This window comes from Streptomyces sp. NPDC043680 (genome assembly GCF_056436685.1).
The window spans coordinates 224,379-247,805 of sequence record NZ_JBWKCE010000009.1; the positions used below are offsets into that span (position 1 = coordinate 224,379).

At 73.4% G+C, this 23,427-nt stretch carries 19 protein-coding genes; 5 read left to right on the forward strand and 14 right to left on the reverse strand.

Annotated elements, in window-relative coordinates; translation table 11 throughout:
* Positions 1–304: 304 nt before the first annotated feature.
* Together AC0666_RS20540 and AC0666_RS20545 are read right to left on the reverse strand one after the other, a co-directional pair.
* Complete coding sequence (locus AC0666_RS20540) at positions 305–760, reverse strand: (2Fe-2S)-binding protein (protein WP_468964646.1); 456 nt, start codon at positions 758–760, stop codon at positions 305–307.
* Positions 761–781: 21 nt separating this feature from the next.
* Entirely contained in the window at positions 782–2,992 is a 2,211-nt protein-coding gene (locus AC0666_RS20545) for a xanthine dehydrogenase family protein molybdopterin-binding subunit (RefSeq protein ID WP_478708079.1), read from the reverse strand.
* A gap of 319 nt (positions 2,993–3,311) precedes the next feature.
* On the opposite strand from AC0666_RS20545, the gene AC0666_RS20550 reads away from it, so the two are divergent.
* A complete protein-coding gene (locus AC0666_RS20550) occupies positions 3,312–3,560 on the forward strand; it encodes an SCO4226 family nickel-binding protein (protein WP_468579824.1) in 249 nt (82 codons plus the stop codon).
* A gap of 185 nt (positions 3,561–3,745) precedes the next feature.
* A complete protein-coding gene (locus AC0666_RS20555; RefSeq protein WP_468579822.1) occupies positions 3,746–5,173 on the forward strand; it encodes a PP2C family protein-serine/threonine phosphatase in 1,428 nt (475 codons plus the stop codon).
* Between the two features lie 201 nt (positions 5,174–5,374).
* Here the strand turns inward: AC0666_RS20555 and AC0666_RS20560 are convergent, their stop codons facing one another.
* A complete protein-coding gene (locus tag AC0666_RS20560; RefSeq protein WP_478708080.1) occupies positions 5,375–6,853 on the reverse strand; it encodes a DNA-binding protein NsdB in 1,479 nt (492 codons plus the stop codon).
* A 228-nt stretch (positions 6,854–7,081) separates the two neighbouring features.
* Between AC0666_RS20560 and AC0666_RS20565 the strand changes: the two genes are divergently transcribed.
* Both AC0666_RS20565 and kstD read left to right on the forward strand, forming a co-directional pair.
* Entirely contained in the window at positions 7,082–8,206 is a 1,125-nt protein-coding gene (locus AC0666_RS20565; RefSeq protein ID WP_468964637.1) for an aminoglycoside phosphotransferase family protein, read from the forward strand.
* A gap of 335 nt (positions 8,207–8,541) precedes the next feature.
* The gene (gene kstD, locus AC0666_RS20570; protein WP_478708103.1) at positions 8,542–10,248 is read left to right on the forward strand and encodes a 3-oxosteroid 1-dehydrogenase; all 1,707 of its coding nucleotides are present in this window, start codon (positions 8,542–8,544) and stop codon (positions 10,246–10,248) included.
* A 24-nt stretch (positions 10,249–10,272) separates the two neighbouring features.
* On the opposite strand, the gene AC0666_RS20575 is transcribed toward kstD, so the two are convergent.
* The 9 genes from AC0666_RS20575 to AC0666_RS20615 all read right to left on the reverse strand — a co-directional run bounded on the left by AC0666_RS20575 (position 10,273) and on the right by AC0666_RS20615 (position 20,298).
* Positions 10,273–10,773 (reverse strand): hypothetical protein, encoded by a 501-nt coding sequence (locus AC0666_RS20575; protein WP_478708081.1) that lies wholly within the window; start codon positions 10,771–10,773, stop codon positions 10,273–10,275.
* Positions 10,774–10,882: 109 nt separating this feature from the next.
* Positions 10,883–11,701, reverse strand: a complete 819-nt coding sequence (locus tag AC0666_RS20580) for a maleylpyruvate isomerase family mycothiol-dependent enzyme (RefSeq protein WP_478708082.1) — start codon at positions 11,699–11,701, stop codon at positions 10,883–10,885.
* Between the two features lie 98 nt (positions 11,702–11,799).
* Positions 11,800–12,912, reverse strand: coding sequence for an ABC transporter substrate-binding protein (locus AC0666_RS20585; RefSeq protein ID WP_478708083.1), 1,113 nt, complete (start codon positions 12,910–12,912; stop codon positions 11,800–11,802).
* The gene (locus AC0666_RS20590) at positions 12,909–15,629 is read right to left on the reverse strand and encodes an ATP-binding protein (RefSeq protein ID WP_478708084.1); all 2,721 of its coding nucleotides are present in this window, start codon (positions 15,627–15,629) and stop codon (positions 12,909–12,911) included. The genes AC0666_RS20585 and AC0666_RS20590 overlap by 4 nt, the downstream gene beginning before the upstream one ends.
* 169 nt (positions 15,630–15,798) lie before the next feature.
* Positions 15,799–16,026: a DUF397 domain-containing protein gene (locus AC0666_RS20595; RefSeq protein WP_468580420.1), complete on the reverse strand. Its 228-nt coding sequence runs from the start codon at positions 16,024–16,026 to the stop codon at positions 15,799–15,801.
* 144 nt (positions 16,027–16,170) lie between these two features.
* On the reverse strand, positions 16,171–17,346 hold the full coding sequence (locus AC0666_RS20600) for a thiolase domain-containing protein (RefSeq protein ID WP_468964630.1): 1,176 nt from the start codon (positions 17,344–17,346) through the stop codon (positions 16,171–16,173).
* Positions 17,343–18,425, reverse strand: a complete 1,083-nt coding sequence (locus AC0666_RS20605; RefSeq protein WP_468964628.1) for a thiolase domain-containing protein — start codon at positions 18,423–18,425, stop codon at positions 17,343–17,345. Before AC0666_RS20605 ends, AC0666_RS20600 begins: the two co-directional genes overlap by 4 nt.
* Entirely contained in the window at positions 18,425–19,387 is a 963-nt protein-coding gene (locus AC0666_RS20610) for a Zn-ribbon domain-containing OB-fold protein (protein WP_478708085.1), read from the reverse strand. The genes AC0666_RS20605 and AC0666_RS20610 overlap by 1 nt, the downstream gene beginning before the upstream one ends.
* 110 nt (positions 19,388–19,497) lie before the next feature.
* Positions 19,498–20,298 carry a crotonase/enoyl-CoA hydratase family protein gene (locus AC0666_RS20615; RefSeq protein ID WP_468964624.1) on the reverse strand — a complete coding sequence of 267 codons (801 nt, stop codon included), beginning with the start codon at positions 20,296–20,298 and terminating at the stop codon, positions 19,498–19,500.
* Positions 20,299–20,486: 188 nt separating this feature from the next.
* Here AC0666_RS20615 and AC0666_RS20620 point away from each other — a divergent pair, with 188 nt between their 5' ends.
* Positions 20,487–22,142, forward strand: a complete 1,656-nt coding sequence (locus AC0666_RS20620) for an acyl-CoA synthetase (protein ID WP_478708086.1) — start codon at positions 20,487–20,489, stop codon at positions 22,140–22,142.
* A 13-nt stretch (positions 22,143–22,155) separates the two neighbouring features.
* Here the strand turns inward: AC0666_RS20620 and AC0666_RS20625 are convergent, their stop codons facing one another.
* Together AC0666_RS20625 and AC0666_RS20630 are read right to left on the reverse strand one after the other, a co-directional pair.
* Positions 22,156–22,371, reverse strand: coding sequence for a hypothetical protein (locus tag AC0666_RS20625; protein ID WP_356851849.1), 216 nt, complete (start codon positions 22,369–22,371; stop codon positions 22,156–22,158).
* A 123-nt stretch (positions 22,372–22,494) separates the two neighbouring features.
* The gene (locus AC0666_RS20630; RefSeq protein ID WP_468964620.1) at positions 22,495–23,343 is read right to left on the reverse strand and encodes an alpha/beta fold hydrolase; all 849 of its coding nucleotides are present in this window, start codon (positions 23,341–23,343) and stop codon (positions 22,495–22,497) included.
* Positions 23,344–23,427 lie beyond the last annotated feature (84 nt).

Sequence of the window (23,427 nt, forward strand, 5' to 3'; positions counted from 1 at the left end):
CGCCGAGCCGCCGGACCGGGCGAGCCGGTGCACGGTGAGGACGTCCTCGGGCCGGGACTTCGACCGGTCCGCGATGTGCGGTCCGGCGGGAGAGCACGGAATGTGGGGGTCCCTTCGTCCGTGGCGCCGCCGCATTCACCCCCCCGTTCACTGTGCGCTGTGATACCCGTCTCGTGAGGTCACCGGGCAGGCCGGATCCCGCGAACCGGGCGTCGCGGGCATGGGGTTCGGCGATGAGCGGTCGGCCCCGGGACCGACGGGGGAGTCGCCGGGGCCCCTCCTCGCTCGTGTCCCGCCGGGCTGGTCACATCCGGGCTGCCGCGCTGCGGATGGCCTCCCGGATGCGGAAGTAGGTGCCGCAGCGGCAGATGTTGGCGATGGCGTCGATGTCCGCGTCCGTGGGCGTACGGGTCCGCCGGAGCAGGGCGACGGCCGCCATGATCTGACCCGGCTGGCAGAAACCGCACTGGGAGACGTCCTGTTCGAGCCAGGCCTCCTGCACGGGGTGCAGGTCGTCGCCGTCGGCCAGCCCCTCGATCGTGGTGACGCTCCGGCCGGCGCAGGCGGAGACGGGCACCACGCACGGGCGGACGTCCGCACCGTCGAGATGGCTGGTGCAGGCCTTGCACACGTCGACTCCGCAGCCGTACTTGGGGCCGCGGATCCCGAGTAGGTCGCGGAGCACCCACAGCAGGGGCAGGTCGTCGGGGGCGTCCACCATGACGCTCTGCCCGTTGACGGTGAAGGTGTGCGAGGGCACGGCGTACTCCTGGATCCGGGGCTATCGCGGGTAGGGGGTGAAGTCGACGTCGAAGTCGAGCGGGAAGCTGCGCGGCTTGTTCCCGGTGGCCCGGGCCCAGGCGTTGGCGATCGCACCGACCGCGGCCGGTACGCCGAGCTCTCCGGCGCCCCCCGGTTCCTCACCGGTGGCGGGCAGCACGAAGACGCGCAGCTCGCGCGGGGTGTCGCGCTGCCGGGCCCAGTGGAACTGGCTGTAACTGCCCTCCAGGGGCAGCCCCTTGTCCAGGTGCAGTCCCGCCTTCAGGGTGGTGGAGATCGCGTCGGTGAGGCCGCCGATCATCTGGGCCTCCAGTCCGCGCGGGTTGACGGGGAGGCCGGCGTCGACGGCGATGACCGCCTTGGTGACCCGGACGTGGTCCGGGTCCCGGGTGTCGATCTCGACGAGGCAGGCGGTACGGGACTTGTACTCCTCGTGGAAGGCGATGCCCTGGGCGCAGCCCGGGGGCATGGGTCGCCCCCACTCCCCCTCGGTCGCCGCCTTGTCGAGCACGGCGCGCTGGGCGTCCGTCTTCAGGAAGGTGCGCCGGAAGCGGTACGGGTCCTTGCCGGTCCGAGCCGCGAGTTCGTCGACGACGATCTCCTCGGCGCCCCGGGTGTTGGCCGAGTACACCGAGCGCCAGGAACCGGTCGGGATGCCGGTGGGCACCTCGGTGAGTGCCTGGGTGGTCAGCCCGAAGTGGTACGGGGACTTGACGGTGGTGAGGAAGAGGGTCTGGGCGAGCGTCGCGTTGCCGATGCCGGGCGGCAGGCTCGCGGCGGTGGCGGTGATGATCTCGCCGAGCCCGTGCCGGAAGTCGGTCTCGGCCGCGGCCACCCGGTGCTCGAAGGTCAGTACCTCGCCGAGGGCGTAGGTGGCGCGGATCTTGTGGTGGGTGGCGGGGCGCATCCGGCCGTGCCGGGTGTCGTCGACGCGGGTCCACATCAGCCGGACGGGGCGGCGGCAGGCCCGGGAGACGCGCGCCGCCTCCAGGGCTGCGTCGAAGAAGAGCCGGCGTCCGAAGGAACCGCCGGCCTGGACCACGTGGACGGTGACCTTGTCGAGCGGCAGGCCGAGGTCGGCGGCTATGGTCTCGCGGGCCACGATCGGGGACTTGAGCCCGGACCAGATCTCGGCGCGGTCCTCCCGTACGTCGGCCACGGCGGAGTTGGTCTCCATCGGTGCATGGCTGACGAAGGCGAAGTCGAACTCGGCGTCCACGTACGGGGTGAGCAGCGGCGGCACCAGCAGCGGCGGGGTGGCGGCGCGCAGCTTCGTGCGGATCTGGGCGTCCGAGAGCTGGTCGGCGGGGCCGGGGCCCCAGCTGACCTGGAGCGCGGCCTTGGCTTCGAGGGCCTGGCCGAAGGTCTCGGCGACGACGGCGACGCCGGTGGGGATGGTGACGACGTGCAGCACTCCGGGCATGGCCCGGACGGCGGCGAGGTTGGACACGCCCTGGACGGCGGCGCCGAAGGAGGGCGGGCGGCGCACCACGCAGGGCTTCGCGCCGGGCACGTCGAGGTCGAGGGTGTACTGCTGGGCCCCGGTGACCATGGCGCGGGCGTCGATCCGGCCGGTGGGCCTGCCGACGAGCGTGTGCTGCCCCGCCTTCTTGGGCACCGCGCCGGCCACGACGAGGGCGGGGTCGGCCGCAGCGGCGGAGAGGCCGCCGTAGCCGGCGGTGCGTCCGTCGGGGGCCCGTACGGCGCCGTTGGCAGTGGTGAGGGAGGAGGCGGGCAGGTTCCAGCGGCGGGCTGCGGCGGCGACGAGGCGGGCCCGGGCGGTGGCGGCGGTCTGGCGGACGGGCCGGTAGAGCGAGCGGATGGAGTTGGAGCTGCCGGTGAGCTGGTTGAACAGCAGCTCGGGCCGGGCGTCGTCGAGTTCCACGCGGACGGCGGCCAGCGGCGCGTCGAGCTCCTCGGCGACGAGCATGGCGACGGCGGTGGTGAGGCCCTGGCCGACCTCCTCGCGCGGCAGCCGGAAGCGGATGGTGCCGTCCGCCTCCACGGCGAGCGCGAGCAGGGCGGAGGTGGGGGCGCCGGCCAGGATGAACAGGTCGCCCAGATCGACCAGATCGGCCGGCGCGGGCAGGCTCGGGACGACGGCCCGGGCGCTCTGCGGGGCGAGCAGGTCGGCCCCGGCCCGGGTGAGCAGGGCGAGCGTGGGCGCGGCGACGAGGTGGGTGAGGAAGGTGCGGCGGCTCGGCCCGGTCATGTCTCGTGTCCCCGCCCTGCGTGCGCCCGCCCGGCAGGCTCCGGCTCGTTACCGGCACGTAGCGTAGCGACCGGGACGGGTGGGGGGAAGCGCTCGGACGCCGGACTCGCGCCCGCGGCGTCAGCCGCGCCGTCACGGGGTCCTCCGTTCGGGGGGTACTCCGACGCAGGGGATGTTCGGGCCCCGGCTCCCTGCTGAGGCACGGATTTCGGCCGTGCGCTCGATGATCCTCCCGTGAGGCAGCGCATTTCCGGCCGCGGGCGGACGATGGAAGGGACACCTGTCCGCGCGAAGACCGTGAAAGAGGAGGTGTGCGGCGGTGACGAAGTACATGGATGTCCACCACGGCATGAAGGGCATTACCGAGGCCCAGCTGTTGGCCGCCCACAACGCGGACCTGGCCATAGAAGGCGAGGAGAAGGTGCACTTCGAGCGGGCCTGGGCCGACCCGGAGTCGGGAACGGTCTACTGCCTGTCCGAGGCGCCCTCGGCCGACGCGGTGATGAGGATCCACGAGCGCACGGGGCACCCGGCGAACGAGATCCACGCCGTGCCGATCACGGTCTAGCGGCCGGGACGGCTGACCGGAAACATTCGCACAGGTGAGGGAGGGCACGAAGGCCCTTGGCATATGCCTGAAGCAAGGCCGTTACGGATGTTGCCAAACGCCTTACAGGCCGTGGCCGGCTGTGCAACAGTCGTAACCGGTCCTTCTTTCAGACTTGGCCGTGCCGCGCCTGTATCGGAGTTCTCATGCCGTCCCACCTGTTCGCGGACCGTCCCGCGCAGCCGCCCGAGCCCGGGTCGGTGGACGCACTGATCTCGCAGACCCGGCGGCTACGCGGCGAGGTGGACGCCGTGCGCCGCGACACCGTCGTCGACGACGACGACGCCCAGGGCCGCTGGCAGCGCGCACTGTGCGACCTCGCCGTCCACCACCTGGACGACCTCGGCGCCCACCTCGGCCAGCTCAAGGAGGGCCTGCCGCCCGCCCCCGAGCAGGTCGAGCTCCCGCAGGAACCGCCCGCCGAGACCGGCGGCGAGGCCCACGAAACCCGCGTCGGCAGCGCCGAGTGGAACCTGCTGACCGACGAAGTCACCTGGTCCGACGAGCTGTTCCAGATCTTCGGCCGGTCCCCCGAGGCGGGCCCGCTCCCCCTCGACGAACTCGGCTCCACCCTCTTCTCCGAGGACCAGCCGTTATTGACCGCGATGGTGACGGCCTGTCTGGTCGACGGCAAGCCCATAGACGGCGAGTTCCGCATCGTCCGGGCCGACGGCCGGGTCCGGACCCTGCACATGCGCGGCGAACCGGTGCTCGACTCCGACGGCTGCACGGCTTCCATGTGGGCCGTCCTGCGGGACGTCAGCGAGCTGCGCCGCAGCCAGCGCGCCGTACGCGAAACCCGTGACTCGCTCCAGCGCCGGCGGGAGATCGCCCAGACCGAGCGCCGGCTCGCGGTCGAGCTGCAGGAAGCCGTGCTCCCCCCGTGGCGCGGCTCCCTCCGGTTCCCGCACCGCACCGCGGGCTCGCTCGACGTCGCGGCGCACTACCTCCCCTCCGCGACCAGCGCCCTGATCGGCGGCGACTGGTACGACGCCCTCGAACTCCCCGACGGCCGCTCCCTGTTGACCGTCGGCGACCTGACCGGCCACGGCGTGACGGCCACCTCCGGGATGGCCATGATGCTCGGCGCCCTGCGGGGCATGGCCATGGCCGGGATCGAACCGGGCCCGCTGATGGGATGGCTCAACCAACTCCTCGAAACCTCGGTCCAGCCGGCCCTCGGCTCGGCCGTCTGCTGCCGCTACGACCCCGCCCGCCGCGTCCTGTCCTGGGCTCAGGCCGGCCACCCCGCGCCGCTGCTGTTCCGCGCCGGCTCGGGCCGTGCCCTGCAGCCGCCCGAGGGCGTCCTGCTGGGAGCGACCTCCGGAGCGGCGTACGAGCAGGCCGAAGAGCAGCTGGAGCCGGGCGACGTGGTCGTCCTGCACACGGACGGGCTGACCCCGCGCAGCATCGAGTTCAGCCGGGCGGACGGCACCGAGCGGCTCCTCGCCCTCGCACCGCGGTTCGCGGCGGCGGGCTCGGCACAGGACTGCGTACGGATGGTGGTCGAGGAGTTCGGCGAGAGCGAGCGCGAGGACGACGCCTGCGTGCTGGTGGCCCGGATCGGCGGCTGATCCGCCGCGGGTGAGGCGCTCCCCGCCCGCCGGAGCGGCTCCGCTCCCGCACCGGCCTCGACGCCGAGACGCGCTTCCGCCACGAGATGCGCTTCGGCCACGAGATCCGCTTCGGCTCCGGGAACGCCGTCACGAGGCCGCGCCGCCCGGCTCGGCCGTCCTCGACCGGACCCTGCGCCGCCGCGTCCCTTCACCTCTTCGCTAAACGCTGTGCGGCGCCGGGCTGTTGGGCAGGGCCAGCTTGATCTCCGTGCGCAGGTCCTCGATGCGCCCGTACCCGGCGTACTGGCCGGTGAGCCGGTACATCTCGCGCAGCCGGTCCCAGGTCCGGTGCGAGGAGGTCTCGTTCATCGACACCAGCGCGAGGCGGGCGTAGCGGTCGGCCTGCTCCGGGTCGTCCGCGAGGAAGCAGGCCGAGGCCATGGAGATGTAGTCGAAGATCTGCGAGCGCTGGTGGCCGCCGGAGCGCAGCCGCAGCGCCTCCCTGGCGTGCCGCTGCGCGATCGGGGCGGCGGTCGGGTCGTGGTCGGCGAGCGTACGGAAGGCCAGCGCCTGCATGCCGTGCAGGTCGGCCTCGTCGAAGTGCTGCATCCATGAGGGCGGCGGCACATCGCCCTTGTCCGACACGAACAGCTCCTCGGCCTCGCCCAGGGTGCGGCGCATGGCCTGCCCCTTCCCCATCGCGGCCTGCGCCCAGGCCTCGATGGTGTGCAGCATGGCCCGGGTGCGGGGCAGCGTCTGCTCGCCCGACCCGGACTGCGCCAGCTTCATCAGGTCCAGGGCCTCGTTCGGCTTTCCCAGGTGGACCATCTGACGTGCGGCGCGGGACAGCGCCTCGCCGGCGCGCGGCCGGTCCCCGCCCTCCCGCGCCGCGTGCGCGGCGATCACGAAGTACTTCTGCGCGGTGGGTTCGAGGCCGACGTCGTGGGACATCCAGCCCGCCAGCACCGCCAGGTTGGCCGCCACCCCCCACAACCGCCGCTGCAGGTGGTCGGGGTGGCGGTACGCGAGCATGCCCCCGACCTCGTTGAGCTGGCCGACCACGGCCTTGCGCTGCAGTCCTCCGCCCCTGGAGGCGTCCCAGGCGCGGAAGACATCGACGGACCGCTCCAGGGCCTCGATCTCCTCGGAGCCGATGGGGGCGGCCTCGTAGCGGTCGTAGCTCGCCTGGTCGGCCTGGAAGGATTCGCCGAAGCCTGGGTCCTGTGCGGTGCGGGGGTCGGTGTGCAGCCAGTCGTACATGGCTTTGCTGAGGGCGGAGCCGGCAGTGAGCGCGACTCCCGCGCCCATCAGACCGCGACGGTTGAGCATGAGGTCCATTCCCGTGAATTCGGTGAGGACCGCGGCTGTGCGTTCGGGCGCCCAGGGCATTCCGTCGGGGTTCTCCTTCACCCCGTCCGGCTGCCGTTTGGTGGTGCGCCGCTGCCGTACGAACCCGAGGTCCTCGATGGTCACGACACGACCGAGCCGCTCGGTGAACAGGGCTGCCAGTACGGTGGGAACCGGCTCGCGCGGGGTCTCCCCCATGTCGATCCAGCGCCTCACCCGCGAGGTGTCGGTGGCCAGCTGGTGGTGGCCCATGGCGGCCGCCTGCCGGTTGACCATCCTCGCCAGCTCGCCCTTCGACCAGCCGGCCAGGCCGAACAGGTCGCTCAGGCGGGTGTTTGGTCCTCTGCTCACGTCAAGCCCCCAGGTTCTCGGCTGACTTGACAGTAGCCCGCCGTCAGATGCCCAGCGACTATTCGCCAGGCTTCGCCAGGGCACGCAAGATGGTCCGCCACCCACGGCCGGGTGTCAGGTAGGAATGCGCCTCCCCGACCCGGTCACCGGCGGAACTCCCCAGGGTGAAGTACGGGACGGGCGGGGCGGCGTTCGAACTCGTCGGCGCACGAAGGGATCCGTAACTCCATGTACGCATCAACGTCCTCCGTGTCCGCCCCGGTCCGGCCGCACCGCACGCTCCAGGCGGGCAGCGGCCCCTACCTCGATCCCGGCCGCCCCGCGGCACCGGTGCAGGGCGCCGTACGGGCGCGGCGGATGCCGGGGACCGGCCCCCAGCCGCTCAGTGGCAGAATCGACCTCTCGGGGCCGCAGGGTGCGCAGCTGCGCACGGCGCTCGCCTCGGTGCAGCGGATCTGTCCGGAGTTCGCGCCGGTGCAGGTGCTGCGCCGCAGCGGCCGGTCGGTCCTCCTCGTGGGGACGACCGGGCGGACGACCGCCGTCGCGAAGGTTTTACTGGACCACTCGCCGGAGTGGCGCGAGCGGTACCGGCACGAAATAGCGACGTACCGGGCGTTCGTCCGACACCGCCCGCCGGTCCGGGTGCCGCGGCTGATCGCCGCCGATCCCGAGAACTGCACGCTGGTGGTCGAGCGGATGGCGGGCCGGGTCGCGGCATTGCAGCGGCACCCCGTGGAGGCCCCGCCGCGGGCCGACGTACGGGCGGCCCTGGGCGCGGTGTGCCGGGTGAACCAGTGGCGTCCGCCGACCGATCTGTTCGGGGATCCGCTGAACTACCCGCAGCGGATCGCGCGGTACCACGAACTGGGGCTGCTCACCGACCGGGATCTCGGTGATCTGCAGAATCTGCTGCGCGGGCTGAAACTGGCGGGCGTGCAGCGGCAGTTCAACCACGGCGACGCGCTGCTGTCGAACCTTCTGCTGTCCCCGGCCGGGCCGGTGCTGCTCGACTGGGAGCACGCGGGGTGGTACCTGCCCGGCTACGACCTCGCCACCCTGTGGACGGTGCTGGGCGACGCGCCGGCCGCGCGCAGCCAGATCAGCCGGCTGGCCCAGGCGGCCGGCCCGGCTGCCCGGGACGCGTTCCTGGTCAACCTGATGCTGGTGCTGACCAGGGAGATCCGGATGTCCGAGACGGCGGTCCAGCGCTCCATGCTGGCGGCCGCCCCGACCCAGCCCCTGCCGGCGGGCGCCCTGTCCTCCGGTGAGGAGCAGCGGCTGCTGCTGCGACGCCTGCACGACGACTGCGGCATGGCCCGCAGGGCGGTACGGGCGGTGGTGGGAACCCGCTGATCCCGGCGGACCGCTGCCCGCTCCTCCCGTACGGAAATCCCGTGGTGTACGCACCTGCTGTGCGTACCACGGGATTTCGTGCGTTCCGGGCCGTCTCGTCACCCCTGCGCATGCCTTGACATCACATGATCCCCCTAACACCTTTTCTGACCCGGCATCAGTTGCGCCGGAGCCGCCGTCCCCTCCTCCCACTCCGCTGGAGACCGCCCATGAGCGCGAGCCCTGCTTCCGCCGTGCCGTCTGCTTCCGACCCGTCCGCCGGCCCGCCGTCCGCCGCCCCGCCCGCCGCCGGCCTGCCCTCCCGACGGACGGTCCTCGCCGGTACGGGGGCCGGGATGCTGGCCGCGACGGTCCTGCCCTCCGCCGCCGCGCGGGCCTCCGGCGCAGCCCCGCTCGGCGAGTACGACGTGGTCGTGGTCGGGTCGGGGGCGGCCGGGATGACCGCGGCGCTCACCGCCGCCAAGCGGGGGTTGAGCGTGCTGGTGGTCGAGAAGGCGCCGACCTTCGGCGGTTCGGCGGCGCGCTCGGGGGCCGGGATCTGGCTGCCGAACAACTCGGTGATCCTGAACGCGGGGGTGCCCGACACCCCGCAGAAGGCGGCGGCGTACCTCGCGGCGGTGGTCGGCCCGGACGTACCGGCCGACCGGCAGGCGGCGTTCCTCGCGAACGGGCCGCGGATGCTGGATTTCGTCATGGCCGCCAGTCCGCTGCGCTTCCGGTACATGGACGGGTACAGCGACTACTACCCGAACCTGCCGGGCGGGCTGGCGAACGGCCGGTCCATCGAGCCCGACCAGTTCGACGGCAACCTGCTCGGGGCCGAACTCGCCCGCCTGAACCCGGCGTACATGCCCGTCCCGGCCGGGATGGTGGTCTTCAGCCAGGACTACAAGTGGCTGAACCTGGCAGCGGTGAACGCCAAGGGGCTCGCCGTGTCCACGGAATGCCTGGCGCGCGGTACGAAGGCCGCGCTGTGCGGGCAGAAGCCGCTGACGATGGGCCAGGCGCTGGCGGCCGGCCTGCGGGCCGGGCTGCTCCAGGCGGGCGTTCCGTTGTGGTTGAACAGCCCGCTGGTGGACCTGGTCCAGGAGGGCGGGGCGGTCACCGGGGTGGTGGTGGAGAAGGAGGGCGTACGGGGCGTCGTACGGGCCCGGCGCGGCGTGGTCATCGGCTCGGGCGGCTTCGAGCACAACGCGCAGATGCGGGCGCAGTACCAGCAGCAGCCCATCGGCACGCAGTGGTCGGTGGGCGCGAAGGAGAACACCGGCGACGGTATCCGGGCGGGGCAGCGGGCGGGGGCGGCCCTGGCCCTGATGGAGGACGCGTGGTGGGGCCCGTCGATCCCGCTGCCGGGCGAACCGTACTTCTGCCTCGCCGAACGGACCCTGCCGGGCGGGCTGATCGTGAACGCGGCGGGGGCGCGGTTCGTGAACGAGGCGGCGCCGTACAGCGACGTGGTGCACGTGATGTACGAGAAGGACCGGGGCGTACCCGGCTCGCACATCCCCGCCTGGCTGATCGTCGATCAGAACTACCGCAACAAGTACCTGTTCAAGGACGTCCTGCCCACCCTCGTCTTCCCCGACGCGTGGTACGAGGCGGGCGCGGCGAAAATGGCGTGGACCTGGGACGCGCTGGCGGGCCAGATCGGCGTACCGGCCGGAGCCCTGCGGGCGACGCTCAACCGGTTCAACGCGCAGGCGTGGGCGGGCGCCGACCCCGATTTCCACCGGGGGGACACGGCGTACGACCACTACTACACGGACCCGGGGGTCCGGCCGAACTCGTGCCTGGCCCCGATCTGGGCCCCGCCGTTCTACGCCTTCAAAATCGTGCCGGGTGATCTGGGGACCAAGGGCGGCATCGTCACGGACGCGCGGGCGCGGGCGCTGCGGCCCGACGGCTCGGTGATCCGCGGCCTGTGGGCCGCGGGCAACGCGAGCGCGGCGGTGATGGGGCACAGCTATGCGGGGGCGGGGTCGACGATCGGCCCCGCGATGACGTTCGGCCATGTGGCGGCGAACGACATCGCGGACGCGTAGGCCGTGCGGGGGGCTGCGGGCCCGCTAGCCCTGCTGGAAGAGCTCGGCGGGGAGCGGCTTCAGGAGGGCGTACAGGTCATCGGTGATGGGCCGGTCCCAGCTGGCGATGGTGACCAGCACATTGTCGCTGCGGTCGAACTGCACGCAGCTGATCCGGCCCTCGGACAGCTTGATCTTCCGGACGATGAGGAGGTTGTCGCCCTGCATCACCGGGCAGTCCTCGACGCCGGTGACCGCGACGTCCTCGTCGTTCTCCAGGGCGTCGAGGAGCTGGGCCACCTCGAAGGGCACCTGGCCCTCGGCGAGGTCCCGGGCCGGGGAGCCCTCGGGGAGGTTGCCGATGATCATTGCGGGGCCGCGTCCGCCGAAGAGGTCGTAGCGGAGGAAGACGCCCTGGCAGCTGCCGTCGGGTGCGGGGAGCAGCCCGGCCCCGAGATTGCCCGGCCAGTCCCCCGGGTCCATGGCCAGGACGTCGAAGTCCGGGCCGGCGGGTGTGGCGGCGCGGTTGCGGCGGAGGAAGGACATGCCGCCATGGTACGTGGCCGGACGGGTTTTCCGGCCGCGGGGCCCCCGCCCCGGCGGTGCCCCGCCCGAGCCGCCCGGGCCGCGCCGGGGCCGGTGGGCGGACCGCTCCTCAGACGGGCGGGACCAGTGTGAAGTAGTGCTGGAGCCGGGTGGGGTCGCCGGTGACCTGCAGGACCGTGTCGGGGAGCCGGCCCCAGAGGAAGAGGGCCAGGTCCGAGGCCGAACCGGTGGCCTCCACGTCAACCGGCTCGGTGGAGTCGGGCTCCAGCCGTACCGCGTCCCCGGCGAAGACGACCGTCCAGGAACCCGGGCCGTCCACGAGCCGGAAGCGGTACCGCTCGCCGCTGCCCGGCGGGGCCGTCCGCCAGCCCCGGCGAGCCGGGGCCATCACCTCGAAGGTCTGCGCGACGGCGTCCGCGGCCAGGGCGGGGTCCAGCGGGGCCGGCGCTCCGGCCACGGACTGGGCGTCCCAGCGGTGCAGGGCCAGCTCGATCGTCTGCATCCGCAGCCAGAAGCCCGAGGTCCGCTCCGGCGCCCAGGTCCAGACCGGCACGTCCGGCCCGAGCTCCCGGAACAGGTCCGCGAGCCCCCGCGCGCCCTCGGCGAACCAGTCCGTCAGCCCCTGCGGCGCGGGCCCCAGGCTCGGCGCCCGGTCGGGCAGCGGCCAGGCGGCCAGTTCCGCCGGGTCGGAGGGGAGGCCGTACAGGGAGAGGTCGGACGGGTCCGGGGCCTGCGTGAGGCGTTCCCGCAGGATGCGGATGAGGTAGCGGTGCACTCCCCCGAGGTGTCCGACGAGGTCGGAGACCGACCATCCGGGACACGAGGGCACCAGCGGCGCCGGACCGCCGGGGTCGAGGGCGGTGCGCACGGCCTTCTCGAAGGCCGCGGCCTCATTCTGGAGAAGGGAGATCCTGGAGGCATGGTCCATGGGGACCACACTGCCCCCCGCTGCGGCCGGCTCTCCCGTCTTGAGCTACGGGCGAACGCCTTCGGCGCAGCCCGTACGGTGAAGGCCCACCGTGTCTCTCAGCCGGCGTGGAGGATCCGAAAGCGGTCGGGGTCCGCCGGATCCCGGTCGACGACTTGGATCGGCGTCCACGCCCATTGCCACACGCTGATGCCCGGCGTACGGGAGAACCGGATCGGTCCGCGGGTGCCTTCGACTGCGACGCGCGGCCAGGCTGCGGCCGTGCGCGCCCGGTCCGCGCCGTGAGGGCGCAGCACTTCGGCGAGGACGGTGACCGTGTCATAGCCCTCGAAGGCGACGAAGGAGGGCGCTTCGGCCAGCCGCTCCCGAAGGGCCGTCTCGACCCGTGCGCCCAGTGGGCCGAGGCGCTCGGGCAGGTAGCGCAGGAACGGGATCGCGGCGCCGTCGTCACCCAGCAACGTCACCCACTCGGCGAACTCCGGTTGCCCTGCCGGAGCACCCGTCAAGAGGCCGGCGAGGCGCTGGTCGCGACGGACGGACTTGACGATCGACACGGCCGGTTCGGGGTGCCCGACCAGGAGCAGGAGGGCTGTCGCGCGCTGGTCGACGAGTGCGTCGCACACGGCCGTGGGAGCGAGCGCGCGCATGTCGAGTTCGATGACGGTGCCGCCGCGTGGAGCGAGGTGGTCCCGCAGGATGCGGGTGCCGGACGCCCAGTAGACGCTCGGTTCGGCTGCCACGGCGATGCGGCGGTGGCCCGCGCCGAGGAGGAAGTCCGCGTAGATCTGCCAGCCGCGGGACTGCGCCGGGGCGAGGCGCGCGACCCATTCCGTCGGCTGTTCGGTGAGCGCGTCGAGCACCGCCGACGAGCAGAGGAACAGCAGGCCGAGGGCGTCGGCCCTGGCGGCAGCGGCGCGAGCGACGACGCTGTGGTACTCCCCCGCCAAGGCGGCGACGCCCAGGCCGGCCAGTTCGTCCACGGCCGCCGCGGCCCTCTGGGGATCGGCCGCGGTGTCCCGGACCACCAGCTCCAGTGGTCTTCCGCCGATCCCGCCGGCGTCGTTGACTTCGCTCACGGCGAGTTCGAGTCCGGCGAGCAGGTGTCGGCCTGCCTCGACCCAGCCGGGGCGAGTCAGCGGAACGAGAGCGCCGATCCGGACCGGTGATCCGGCGGTGCGCTGCGCTCCAGGGGCCGATGGTGGCGTGTTCATACGCGGTTGTCCCCCGTGTGGCGATTCGGTTGCAGGGTGCCCGGATCGCAGCGCGGCAAGGCGCCGTATCCCGGCAGGGCGGCGGCCGCTTCGGCCGCCAGTCCGTCCGCGCCGCACTCCCGCGCCGCCGCCACGGCCCGAACGAGCAGGTCCCGGTCCCGCAGGGCCGTACCCAAGGCCGCCAGGGCGCAGGCCAGTTCGTATCCGGCGGGGGATGCCGACAGCAGGGCCACGGCCTCCCGCAGGAGTCCTTCCCGGTCCTCCGGCTCCGCGACCTCCGCCGCCACCCTCAGGGCCTGCCCGATGGCGGAGCCCGCGCCGAAGGCCCGGGCCCGCCGGACGGCGTCGCCGGCCAGGGCCCGCGCGCGGCCCGGGTCCTCCGCGGCCACGGCGCGGGCCAGGTGCAGCTGCCAGGGGCACCAGGCCGGGTTCTGGATGCCGCGCGGGGTCAGCCGCCGGTCCACCTCTTCCAGCTCGACGGCGGCGGCCTTGCGCTCCCCGCGGGCCAGGAGCAGTTCGGCGTAGACGGTCTGGGAGTCGGGGAAGACGACGGCGGCCGGGAAGGGCCGTCCGTAGTCGTGCTCCCGGGCCAGCTCCCAGGCCTCCTCGACCCGCCCCCGCGCGAGCAGGGTCGCGACGAGGATCGCTATGGCGTACCAGTGGACGGGGGTGCGCCGGCCCACGCGTTCGGCGAGCCGCAGCCCGGCCCGGACGAGTTCCTCGGCCTCGGCGAGCCGCCCCCGCCGGTAGCGGATGTAGGCGCGCAGGCTGTACGCGAAGGAGAGGTGCGCCCCGCGCCAGCCCTGCCGCTCGAACTCGGCGGTGCCCGCGTCGAACAGCTCCTCCGCCCGCCAGGGCCGGTCGGCGTACATGTGGACCAGGGCGGCGAGCACGGGCACCTCGAAGCCCCGGTCCTCGTGCGCCCAGCTGAACCCGCCGTCCAGGGCGCGGTCGGCGTGGTGCAGGACGACGTCCAAGGGCTCTCCGCGCAGGCAGGCGTCCCAGGCGCGCAGGCCGATGACGTACCGCTCGGTGAGGTCGCGTCCGGTCAGCCGGTCGGCGAGTCGGGCCAGGCGCCGCGAGCGGGCCGGGGAGTCGGTCTCGGCGGCGTTGAAGGCGTCCCACATGAACTGTTCGGACTGCAGTCGCAGGCGGGCCCGTACGTCCGGGGTCTTCGGGATCTCCCGCGCCAGGCACTCCGAGGCGTCGGCGAGGCGGTCGCTGTGGGCGAGGACCTGGGCGAGCCGGATGACGATGCCCTGGCGCAGCCCGGGGTCGTCGGAGGGTTCGGCGAGCGCGGCGCGCAGGTGGTTGACGGTGTTCGCGGGTTCGGTGAGCAGGGAGGCGCAGCCGAGCTCGTACAGGACGGCGGCCCGCTGGTCGAAGTCGGGGGGCTCGCGCAGGGCGCGGGCGAGCTGGCGGCGGGCAGCTTCGGGGGCGCCGGCCCGCAGGTTCTCGGCGGCGGCCTCGCGCAGCGTGCGCACCACCCAGGGGTCGTTCTCCGGGTGGGTCTCCAGCAGGTGGCGGGCGGCGGCGGAGGGGCCCCGCCCTGCGTCGACGACGGCGGCGGCGGCCTGGCCGTGGAGGGCGACCCGGAGTGCGTCCGGGATGGCGCGGTAGAGGGCGGTGGCGATCAGCGGGTGGACGAACTCCAGACCGGCGTCGGGGTCCTCGGCGGGCCCGGACAGGATGCGGGCGCCGCGGAGCCGCCCGGTCGCGTCGGCGGCCTCCTCGGAACCGAGTCCGGCGACGCGCGCGGCGAGGTCCTGCGGGATGGCGGTGCCGAGCACGGCGCAGGCCCAGGCGAAGCGCACCGTGGAGGGGCCGAGGCTGCGCAGGCGGGCGACGAGGCCACTGCCCCGCTGAGCGGCGGCGAGGTCGCGCAGCAGCGGTGCGCTGGCCTCGACGGGGGCCAGGCCCTCGTCGCGGACCTTGGCGGTGAGCTCGACGGCATCGAAGGGGTTGCCGGTGGTGACGGTCCAGGCCTCCCGGCAGAACGCGTCGTCGGCGTGGTCGCCGAGTGTTTCGCGGAGGAGGGTGGAGACGGCGCCCGCCGTGAGCGGTGCCAGTGCGAGCGGGCGCTGTCCGGCACGGCCGGGCAGCGTGCGGAAGGAATCGGCGTGCGGAGGCAGTTCGTCGGGGCGGTACGCGACGACGAGGAGCAGGGGGAGGTGTTCGGCGCGCGGGGCGAAGGCGGCGAGCCAGGAGAGGGATTCGGGGTCGGCCCAGTGCGCGTCGTCGAGGACGAGGACGACGGGGGCGCGCTGCACGGCGAGGTGGGTGAGGACCCAGTCGAGGCCGTCCCGCAGGCCCTGGGGGTCGGGTGGGGCGCCCTGGTCGGGGGCGCAGAGGCCGAGGGCGGGGCCGATGATGGCGTACCAGCTGCCGAGGGCGGCGCGCAGTTCCTCCTCGGAGCGGCCGGCCAGCTGGGGCTGGATGAGCTGGCGGGCGACGTGGAAGGGCTGGCTCTGCTCCTGTTCGCCGCCGCGGGCGGCGAGGAGGGTGCAGGAGCGGGCGCGGGCGCGCCGGCGCACTTCGGCGAGGAGGGTGGTCTTGCCGAGACCGGCCGGGCCGGAGAAGGCGAGCAGCGCGCCGCCCGTGCCGGAAGCGGTGCCGGTGCCGGCGTCGGTGAGCTGGTCCAAGGCCTCGTCCACCGTGGCGAGCTCTGCCTCGCGTTCGAACATCGTGCGCCGTATGCGGGTCCGGCGATCCGTCATGGCTGGTACCCCCCAGGCCGGTTCGGCGATCAGCGTACGCCCGCGCGCGCCCGCGCGAGGCCGTCTGCCGGGAAAGATCGCGACCGGGTTCCTCCACGCCTCCCGGGCCCGGAGGCGGCGCCACCGGAGCGGCGGCCGCGCCCGGTGGTACGCCGCCTGCGGCCCGGAGCTACGTCAGGTCGAACTCTCCGCCCCGCGCGTCCAGGACGAACCTGCGCCACTCGTCCGGCGCGAAGATCAGCGACGGGCTCTCGGGGCGCTCGCTGTTGCGCATCGCGATGAATCCCTCGACGAAGGCGATCTGGACGTCGCCCGCCCCCCGGCTGCTGGACTGCCAGTCCGCCCCGCTGAGATCGAGGTCCGGCTTGCCCCAGCCGGCCAGGGGCTGCGAAGTCATGCTCTCGGCCACGTGCGTGCTCCTCCCGGTACGTCGTCCGGGGGCCAGGTTAACCATCGCGGCGGGTGTCGCACAGACCACGGTGCGTCACCCGCGGCCGGTCGGGCACCCGCCCCCCGGGAGTCGCACGGACGTCAACCCTCCTCAGGAGGCGGGCGCTTGCGCCCCCACCAGCCACATCGCGAAGAACTGCGCGCCGCCTCCGTACGCGTGTCCCAGCGCGCGCCGGGCTCCGGGAACCTGGTGTTCCCCCGCCTGGCCGCGGACCTGGAGCGCCGCCTCCGCGAAGCGGATCATGCCGGAGGCGCCGATCGGATTGGTGGACAGGACTCCGCCGGAGGGGTTCACGGGGAGGTCGCCGTCCAGCTCGGTGACCCCGGCTTCCGTGAGCTTCCAGCCCTCGCCCTCCTGCGCGAAGCCCAGGTTCTCCAGCCACATGGGCTCGTACCAGGAGAACGGCACGTACATCTCCACCGCGTCGATCTCCCGGCGCGGGTCGGTGATCCCGGCCTGCCGGTACACGTCGGCGGCGCAGTCCTTGCCCGCCTGCGGCGAGACGAAGTCCTTGCCCGCGAACAGCGTGGGTTCGCTGCGCATGGCCCCGCCGTGCACCCAGGCCGGCGGCCGCGGGGAACGGGCCGCGCCCGCCCGGTCGGTGAGGACCATGGCGCAGGCCCCGTCGGAGGAGGGGCAGGTCTCCGAGTACCGGACCGGGTCCCACAGCATCGGCGAGGCCTGGACCTTCTCCAGGGTGATGTCGTGCTCGTGCAGATGGGCGTACGGGTTCTTCAGCGCGTTGCGGCGGTCCTTGTACGCGACCAGCGAGCCGACCGTGTCGGGCGCGCCGGTGCGCCGCATGTACGCCCGGACGTGCGGGGCGAAGAAGCCGCCCGCGCCCGCCAGCAGGGGCTGCTGGAAGGGGACGGGCAGCGACAGGCCCCACATGGCGTTGGATTCCGACTGCTTCTCGAAGGCGAGGGTGAGCACCGTGCGGTGGACGCGGGCCGCGACCAGGTTCGAGGCGACGAGTGCGGTGGAGCCGCCCACCGAGCCGGCGGTGTGGACGCGCAGCATGGGCTTGCCGACCGCGCCGAGGGCGTCGGCCAGGTACAGCTCCGGCATCATCACGCCCTCGAAGAAGTCGGGGGCCTTGCCGATGACGACCGCGTCGATGTCCGCCCAGGTCAGCTCGGCGTCGGCGAGCGCGCGGGCGGCCGCCTCGCGGACCAGGCCGGCGATGGAGACGTCGTGGCGGGCGGCGACGTGCTTGGTCTGGCCGATGCCGACGACGGCCACCGGTTCCTTGCCCGACGTGCTCATACGGGGTCCCCTTCCAGGACGGCGACCAGGTTCTGCTGGAGGCAGGGGCCGGAGGTGGCGTGGGCGACGGCCCGGTCGGACGCGCCGCGGTGGATCCGGGCGGCGGCCTCGCCGATCCGGATCAGGCCGGCGGCCATGACCGGGTTGGCGGCCAGCGCCCCGCCGGAGGGGTTGACGGTGACGGCCTCGCCGAGCCCGAGCGCCTTGCGGAGCACGACCTCCTGGGAGGAGAACGGCGCGTGCAGTTCGGCCGTGTCCACCGGGGCGTCGAACACGCCCGCGTGTTCTGCGGCCGTCCGGGTCGACGGGGAGTCGGTGAGGTCGCGCAGGCCCAGGCCGTGCGCTTCGATCCGGTGGTCGATGCCGGTGATCCAGGCGGGCCGCGCGCACAGCCGCCGCGCCGTGTCCCCCGCGGCGAGGACGACCGCGGCCGCACCGTCGCCGATGGGCGGGCAGTCGCCGGTGCGCAGCGGCCGCACCTGGTAGTCGCCCTGCGGGACGGCGCCCCGGAGCTGGGCGTGCGGGTTCTCCCCGGCGGCGGCCCGGCTGCGGGCTCCGATGGCGGCGAGGGCGTCCTCGTCGCTCTGCCCGGCGTCAATCAGCGCCTGGGCCTGGAGGGCGGCGAGGGCCACCGCGTCGGGCCACAGCGGCGCCACGTAGTAGGGGTCGAGCTGCCGGGTCAGGACGTCGCGTACGGATCCGGGCGAGGTCTTCCCGTACGCGTACACGAGCGCGGTGTCGGCCTCGCCGGTCTGGATCTTGACCCAGGCCTCGTACAGGGCCCACGCGCCGTCCATCTCGACGTGCGATTCGGAGATCGGCGGCCAGGCGCCCACCCCGTCCAGGGTCATGGTGAAGGAGAAGGCCCGGCCGGCGAGGTAGTCGCTGGAGCCGGAGCAGGTGAAGCCGATCTCACCGGCCTTCAGGCCGGTCTGCTCCAGCACCTGGTGCAGGACCGGCATCACCATCTCGACTTCGCTGAGCTCGTCGGTGCGCCGCAGGTGGTCGCTCTGCGCGAAGGCGACGACGGCGACCTCGCGGGCGTACCGGGCCGTCGATCGGGCCGTCGGTCGGGGCATCAGATGAGCTCCTTGTACGCGTCGTAGTCCGCGTCCGGCTCGCCGGTGGGGCGGTAGTGGTCGGGGTAGCGCCCGCCTTCGGTCCACACGGGTTCCACCCGCAGGCCCATGCGGACCTGGTCGTACGGGATGCCGCCGATCCGGCCGTGGAAGGCCAGGTCGGCGCCGTCGAGGGCGATGTGGGCGTAGACGTAGGGGACTTCGATGTCGAGGTTGCGCGCCTTGATGTTCACGATGCAGAAGGTGGTGACGGTGCCGGCGGGGCCGACCTCGACCCGGTCGGTGGTGGCGACCCCGCAGGTGGGGCAGGCGCCGCGCGGCGGCACGTACACCTTGTGGCAGGAGGGGCAGCGTTCGCCGACGGTCTTCTGCTCGGCGAGGGCGTTGATGTACGCGGTCTGGGCGCGGCCGGGGCTGTAGGTGTAGTCGAGGCGCGCCGGTGCGGTGATCCCGGTGACGGCGTCGGCGAAGACGCCGTCGTGCGGGGCCGGTTCGCGCTCGGCGGGGCCCTCGTACGGTTCGAAGCAGGCGATGTCGGTGATCGCCCCGACCCGCTCCTCGGCCCAGCGCACCCGTACCCGCATCCCGGTGTACACGGCTTCGGGTCCGGCCGCGTCGAGGGCGTGCAGGATCGCGGTGTCGGCGCCGTCCAGGCGTACGAGGGCCCAGGCGAAGGGGGTGTCGAGGGGCTGGTGGGGGCGGGGCCGGCCGTTCCACGCCCAGGTGGTGACGGTGCCGGTGGGGGCGACCTCGACGAGCTCGCGGATCTCCTCGGCGGTGCGGGGGTCGTATTCGACGGGTGGGACCATCACCGTGCCGTCGGTGGCCTTGACGCCGAGGACGACGCGTTCGCGCAGCCCGGTCAGGAAGGCGCTCTGCACGGGCCCGAGGGACCGGGTGAAGGGAAACTCGACGACGAGTGGCGCGCGCAGCACCTCTGGTGGGGACGCGGCTGCTGTCATGAGGGCTCTCCGATTCTCCGGGGCGGACTCGGGGGCGGTTCGGCGGGGTGACGGGGGCGCGGGATGGCGGGGCGCGGGGCCGCGGGGCGCGGGGGCCGCGGGGGAAGCGGTTACGCCCGGCGGTAGACCGCGGGGCGTTTTTCGGCGAAGGCGCGGGCGCCCTCCTTGGCGTCCGCCGTGTCGAAGACCGGCCATCCGCGCACCAGTTCGGCGGCCAGTCCGTCCGTCTCGGTCATCTCGGCGGTCTCGTAGACGGAGGCCTTGACCGCCTCGACGGCCAGCGGTCCGCAGGCGTTGACCTGCTCGGCGATCTCCAGGGCCTTGGCCAGCGCCGTCCCGTCGGGGACGACCTGGCCGACCAGGCCGATCCGGGCCGCCTCCTCGGCGGAGTAGGGCCGGCCGGTCAACAGCATCTCCAGCGCATGCGTGAGCGGAATCTGGCGCGGCAGCCGCACCGTGGAGCCGCCGATGGGGAAGAGGCCGCGCTTGACCTCGAACAGTCCGAAGGTGGCGCCCGCACCCGCGACCCGGATGTCCGTGCCCTGGAGGATCTCGGTGCCGCCGGCCACGCAGTAGCCCTCGACCGCCGCGATCACCGGCTTGCGCGGGCGGTGGTGGCGGAGCATGGCCTTCCAGTGCAGGTCGGGGTCGGCTTTCAGGCGGTCCCGGTACTGCTCGCCCGCCATGCCCTTCCCGGCCAGCGCCTTCAGGTCCATCCCCGCGCAGAAGTCCCCGCCCGCGCCGGTCAGGACGACCGAGCGGACGGTGTCGTCGGCGTCCGCCTCCAGCCAGCCGTCGTAGAGCCCCACCAGCAGCGGCAGCGAGAGCGCGTTCTTCGCCTCGGGCCTGTTCATGGTGAGCACCAGCGTGGCGCCGCGGCGCTCCACGGTCAGGTGTTCCGTCCCACCCATTGCCGTCCTCCCGTCTCAAGACCTAGAACAGGTTGCAGGAGGGCCGTGTGCACTTCAAGGGTTTTCTGACACTCAGTCAGATTTCTTGGGCTGCGCCCTTCCCAGTTCGGGTGGGCGGCGCTCTAATGGCCGCCGAGCGGCCCGGTGGCGGCTGCGCCACGGGGGACTTTCGGGGGTGAGGAGGAACGGTGGAGTACAACCTTGCCGACCTGTTCGAGTCGGTCGTCGACGTGGTCCCGGACCGCGAGGCCCTGGTGTACGTGGACCACCCCGGGACCGGCGCCGAGCGCCGTCTGACCTACGCGCAGCTGGACGCGGCGGCGAACCGCATCGCCCACCACCTGCTGGACAGCGGACTGAAGGCCGGCGAGCACCTGGGCCTGCACCTCTACAACGGGATCGAGTACCTGCAGACCGTCCTGGCCTGCCTGAAGGCCCGCCTCGTCCCGGTGAACGTCAACTACCGGTACGTGGAGGAGGAGCTGGTCTACCTCTACAACGACGCCGACCTCTCCGCGCTCGTCTTCGAAGGCGAGTTCACCGCGCGGGTGGCGGCCGCCCTGCCGCAGACGCCGGGGCTGCGGCACCTGATCCGGGTCGGAGCGGCCCCCGAGGGCGCACCGGAGCCCTCGATCGCGCCGGTCGCGTACGCGGCCGCCGAAGCGGCGGGCTCCCCCGAACGCGGCTTCCCGCCCCGCTCCCCCGACGACCTCTTCATCATCTACACCGGCGGCACGACCGGCATGCCCAAGGGCGTCATGTGGCGGGCCGAGGACCTGTTCTTCGCGGGGCTGTTCGGCGGCGAGCCCTCGGGCGAGCCGGTGAAGCGGCCCGAGGAGCTGGCCGAGCGGGTCGCGGCGCGCGGCGCCGGGCTGACCTTCTTCCCCGCTCCCCCACTGATGCACGGCACCTCGACGCTGACCTCGTTCATCGCCTTCAACTACGGACAGCGGGTGGTGATCCACCGCAAGTACGCGCCCGAGGAAGTCCTCCGGACGATCGAGAAGGAGAAGGTGTCGAGCGTGTCGCTCGTGGGGGACGCGATGTTGCGGCCGCTCATCGACGCCCTGAACGGGCCGCTGAAGGGGACGGACCTGTCCTCGCTGTTCAGCGTCTCCTCATCGGGGGCGATCATGTCGGAGACGGTGCGGGCCGAGTTCCAGCGGCTCGTGCCGCATGTGATGCTGCTGAACAACTTCGGCTCCTCGGAGTCCGGATCGAACGGGCGGGCGACCGACGACGCGGGCCCGGAGAAGGGCTTCCGCCTCGCGGTCAACGACCGGACCCAGGTGGTGGACCCGGTGACCCACGAGCCCGTACCGGTGGGCGTACCGGGCCGTCTGGCGCAGCGCGGCCACGTCCCGCTCGGCTACTACAACGACCCGGTGAAGACCGCCGAGACCTTCTTCCGGAAGGGCGACGAGCGGTGGGTGCTGCTCGGCGACATGGCGACCGTCGACGAACAGGGCATCGTCACCGTGCTGGGGCGCGGCTCGCAGTGCATCAACACGGGCGGCGAGAAGGTCTACCCGGAGGAGGTCGAGCAGGCGCTGAAGTCCCATCCGGACGTGTACGACGCCCTGGTCGCCGGGGTGCCGGACGCGCGCTGGGGCAACCACGTCGCGGCGGTGGTCCAGATCCGGGACGGCGCGCCGGAGCCGACGCTGGACGAGATCCAGACCCACTGCCGCAGCCGGCTGGCGGGCTACAAGATCCCCCGCCAGCTGGTCGTCACGCCCGCGATCGAGCGCTCTCCCAGCGGCAAGGCGGACTACCGCTGGGCGAAGTCGGTGGCCACGGAGGCGGACGCGGCCGGCCGGCCTGATCGGCAGGACACTGCCTAGACAGGACACTCCCCTAGAGCTGGGAGCGCAGGTCGGCCGCGAGGGCGCGGGCCCAGGTGGCGAGCTCGTCACGGTCCGCGCCCCCGCCCAGTGCGCCGACCTGCTCGTCGGTCAGCTGTACGGGGCCGGGGTGCTCCAGCAGGTGGGCCGTCTCCGCCAGCAGCGCGTAGAGGCGCCGGGCGCCGGCGGCACTCAGGCGTACCGACACCGCGGGGTCGATGACGGACATCGCCGCCGCCTCCCTTCGCGAGGGGCATCTGCTTCGACCGTACGCCGACGCGCGGGCGGCCGCGCGCCCGTCGGTGTACGGGGGGCCGGCCCCGGCCGGGGCCGCCCGGCCAGGCCCGGGCGCTCAGGCGCCTTGGGACAGGAACCGCTCGACGCGGGCCGCGAACCACTCCGGGTCGTCCAGGAACGGGAAGTGCGCCGCGCCCGGCTGCACGTCGACCGCACCCCGCGGGAAGAGCTCCGCGAGCTGCGCGGCCAGGGCCGGGGGCGGGTTGCCGTCCAGCTCTCCGGCCAGCACCAGCACCTCGGCCGTGAGCCGCCGCAGTGCCTGGCGGGTGGCGGGCGGGTCGAAGGCTCCGGGGCCCGCGAAGGCCAGGGCCGCCTTCTGGTTTTGCTGCTGCTCGCCGGCCGCGTAGTTCGCCCGGGCCCGCTCGTCCCACCGCCCGTAGAAGACGGGAGCGGCCCGGTCCCAGTCGGCGTCGGCGTCCCCGCCCGCCAGGATCCGCTCGTAGGCCGCGATGGCAGTGTCGTACGGCTCGCTGCCCGCCCGCAGCCGGGCCGCGGCCAGCTTCTGCCCGGGCGTGGACGACAGGTCCACGGCCCAGGCGGTCGGGGTGACCAGGACCACCCGGCGCAGCCGCTCGGGGTGCCGGGCGGCGTACAGCTGGACGAGGTTGGCGCCGGCCGAGTGGGCCAGCAGGTCCATGCGCTCCAGACCCAGGTGGAGGCGGAGCGCCTCGACGTCGGCGACCTGGTGGTCGACCCGGTAGGTCCTTTCGTCCGCGGGGACCGCGGAGCCGCCGGTGCCGCGCAGGTCGAGCAGGACGAGCCGGCGCCGGTCGGCCAGGCCGCCGAGGTCGCCCAGGTAGGCGGAGGCGCGCATGGCCCCGCCGGGCAGGCACAGGAGCGGTTCGCCCTCCCCCCGGACGTGGTAGGCGAGTCGGGTTCCGTCGTACGTGGTGAACAGAGGCATGGGCCCGATCCCATCATGCGATCACTGGTTCGAGTCATTGATTTCGGCGCCGGGGTCCGGCAATCTACCGAATGATCGGTCGGT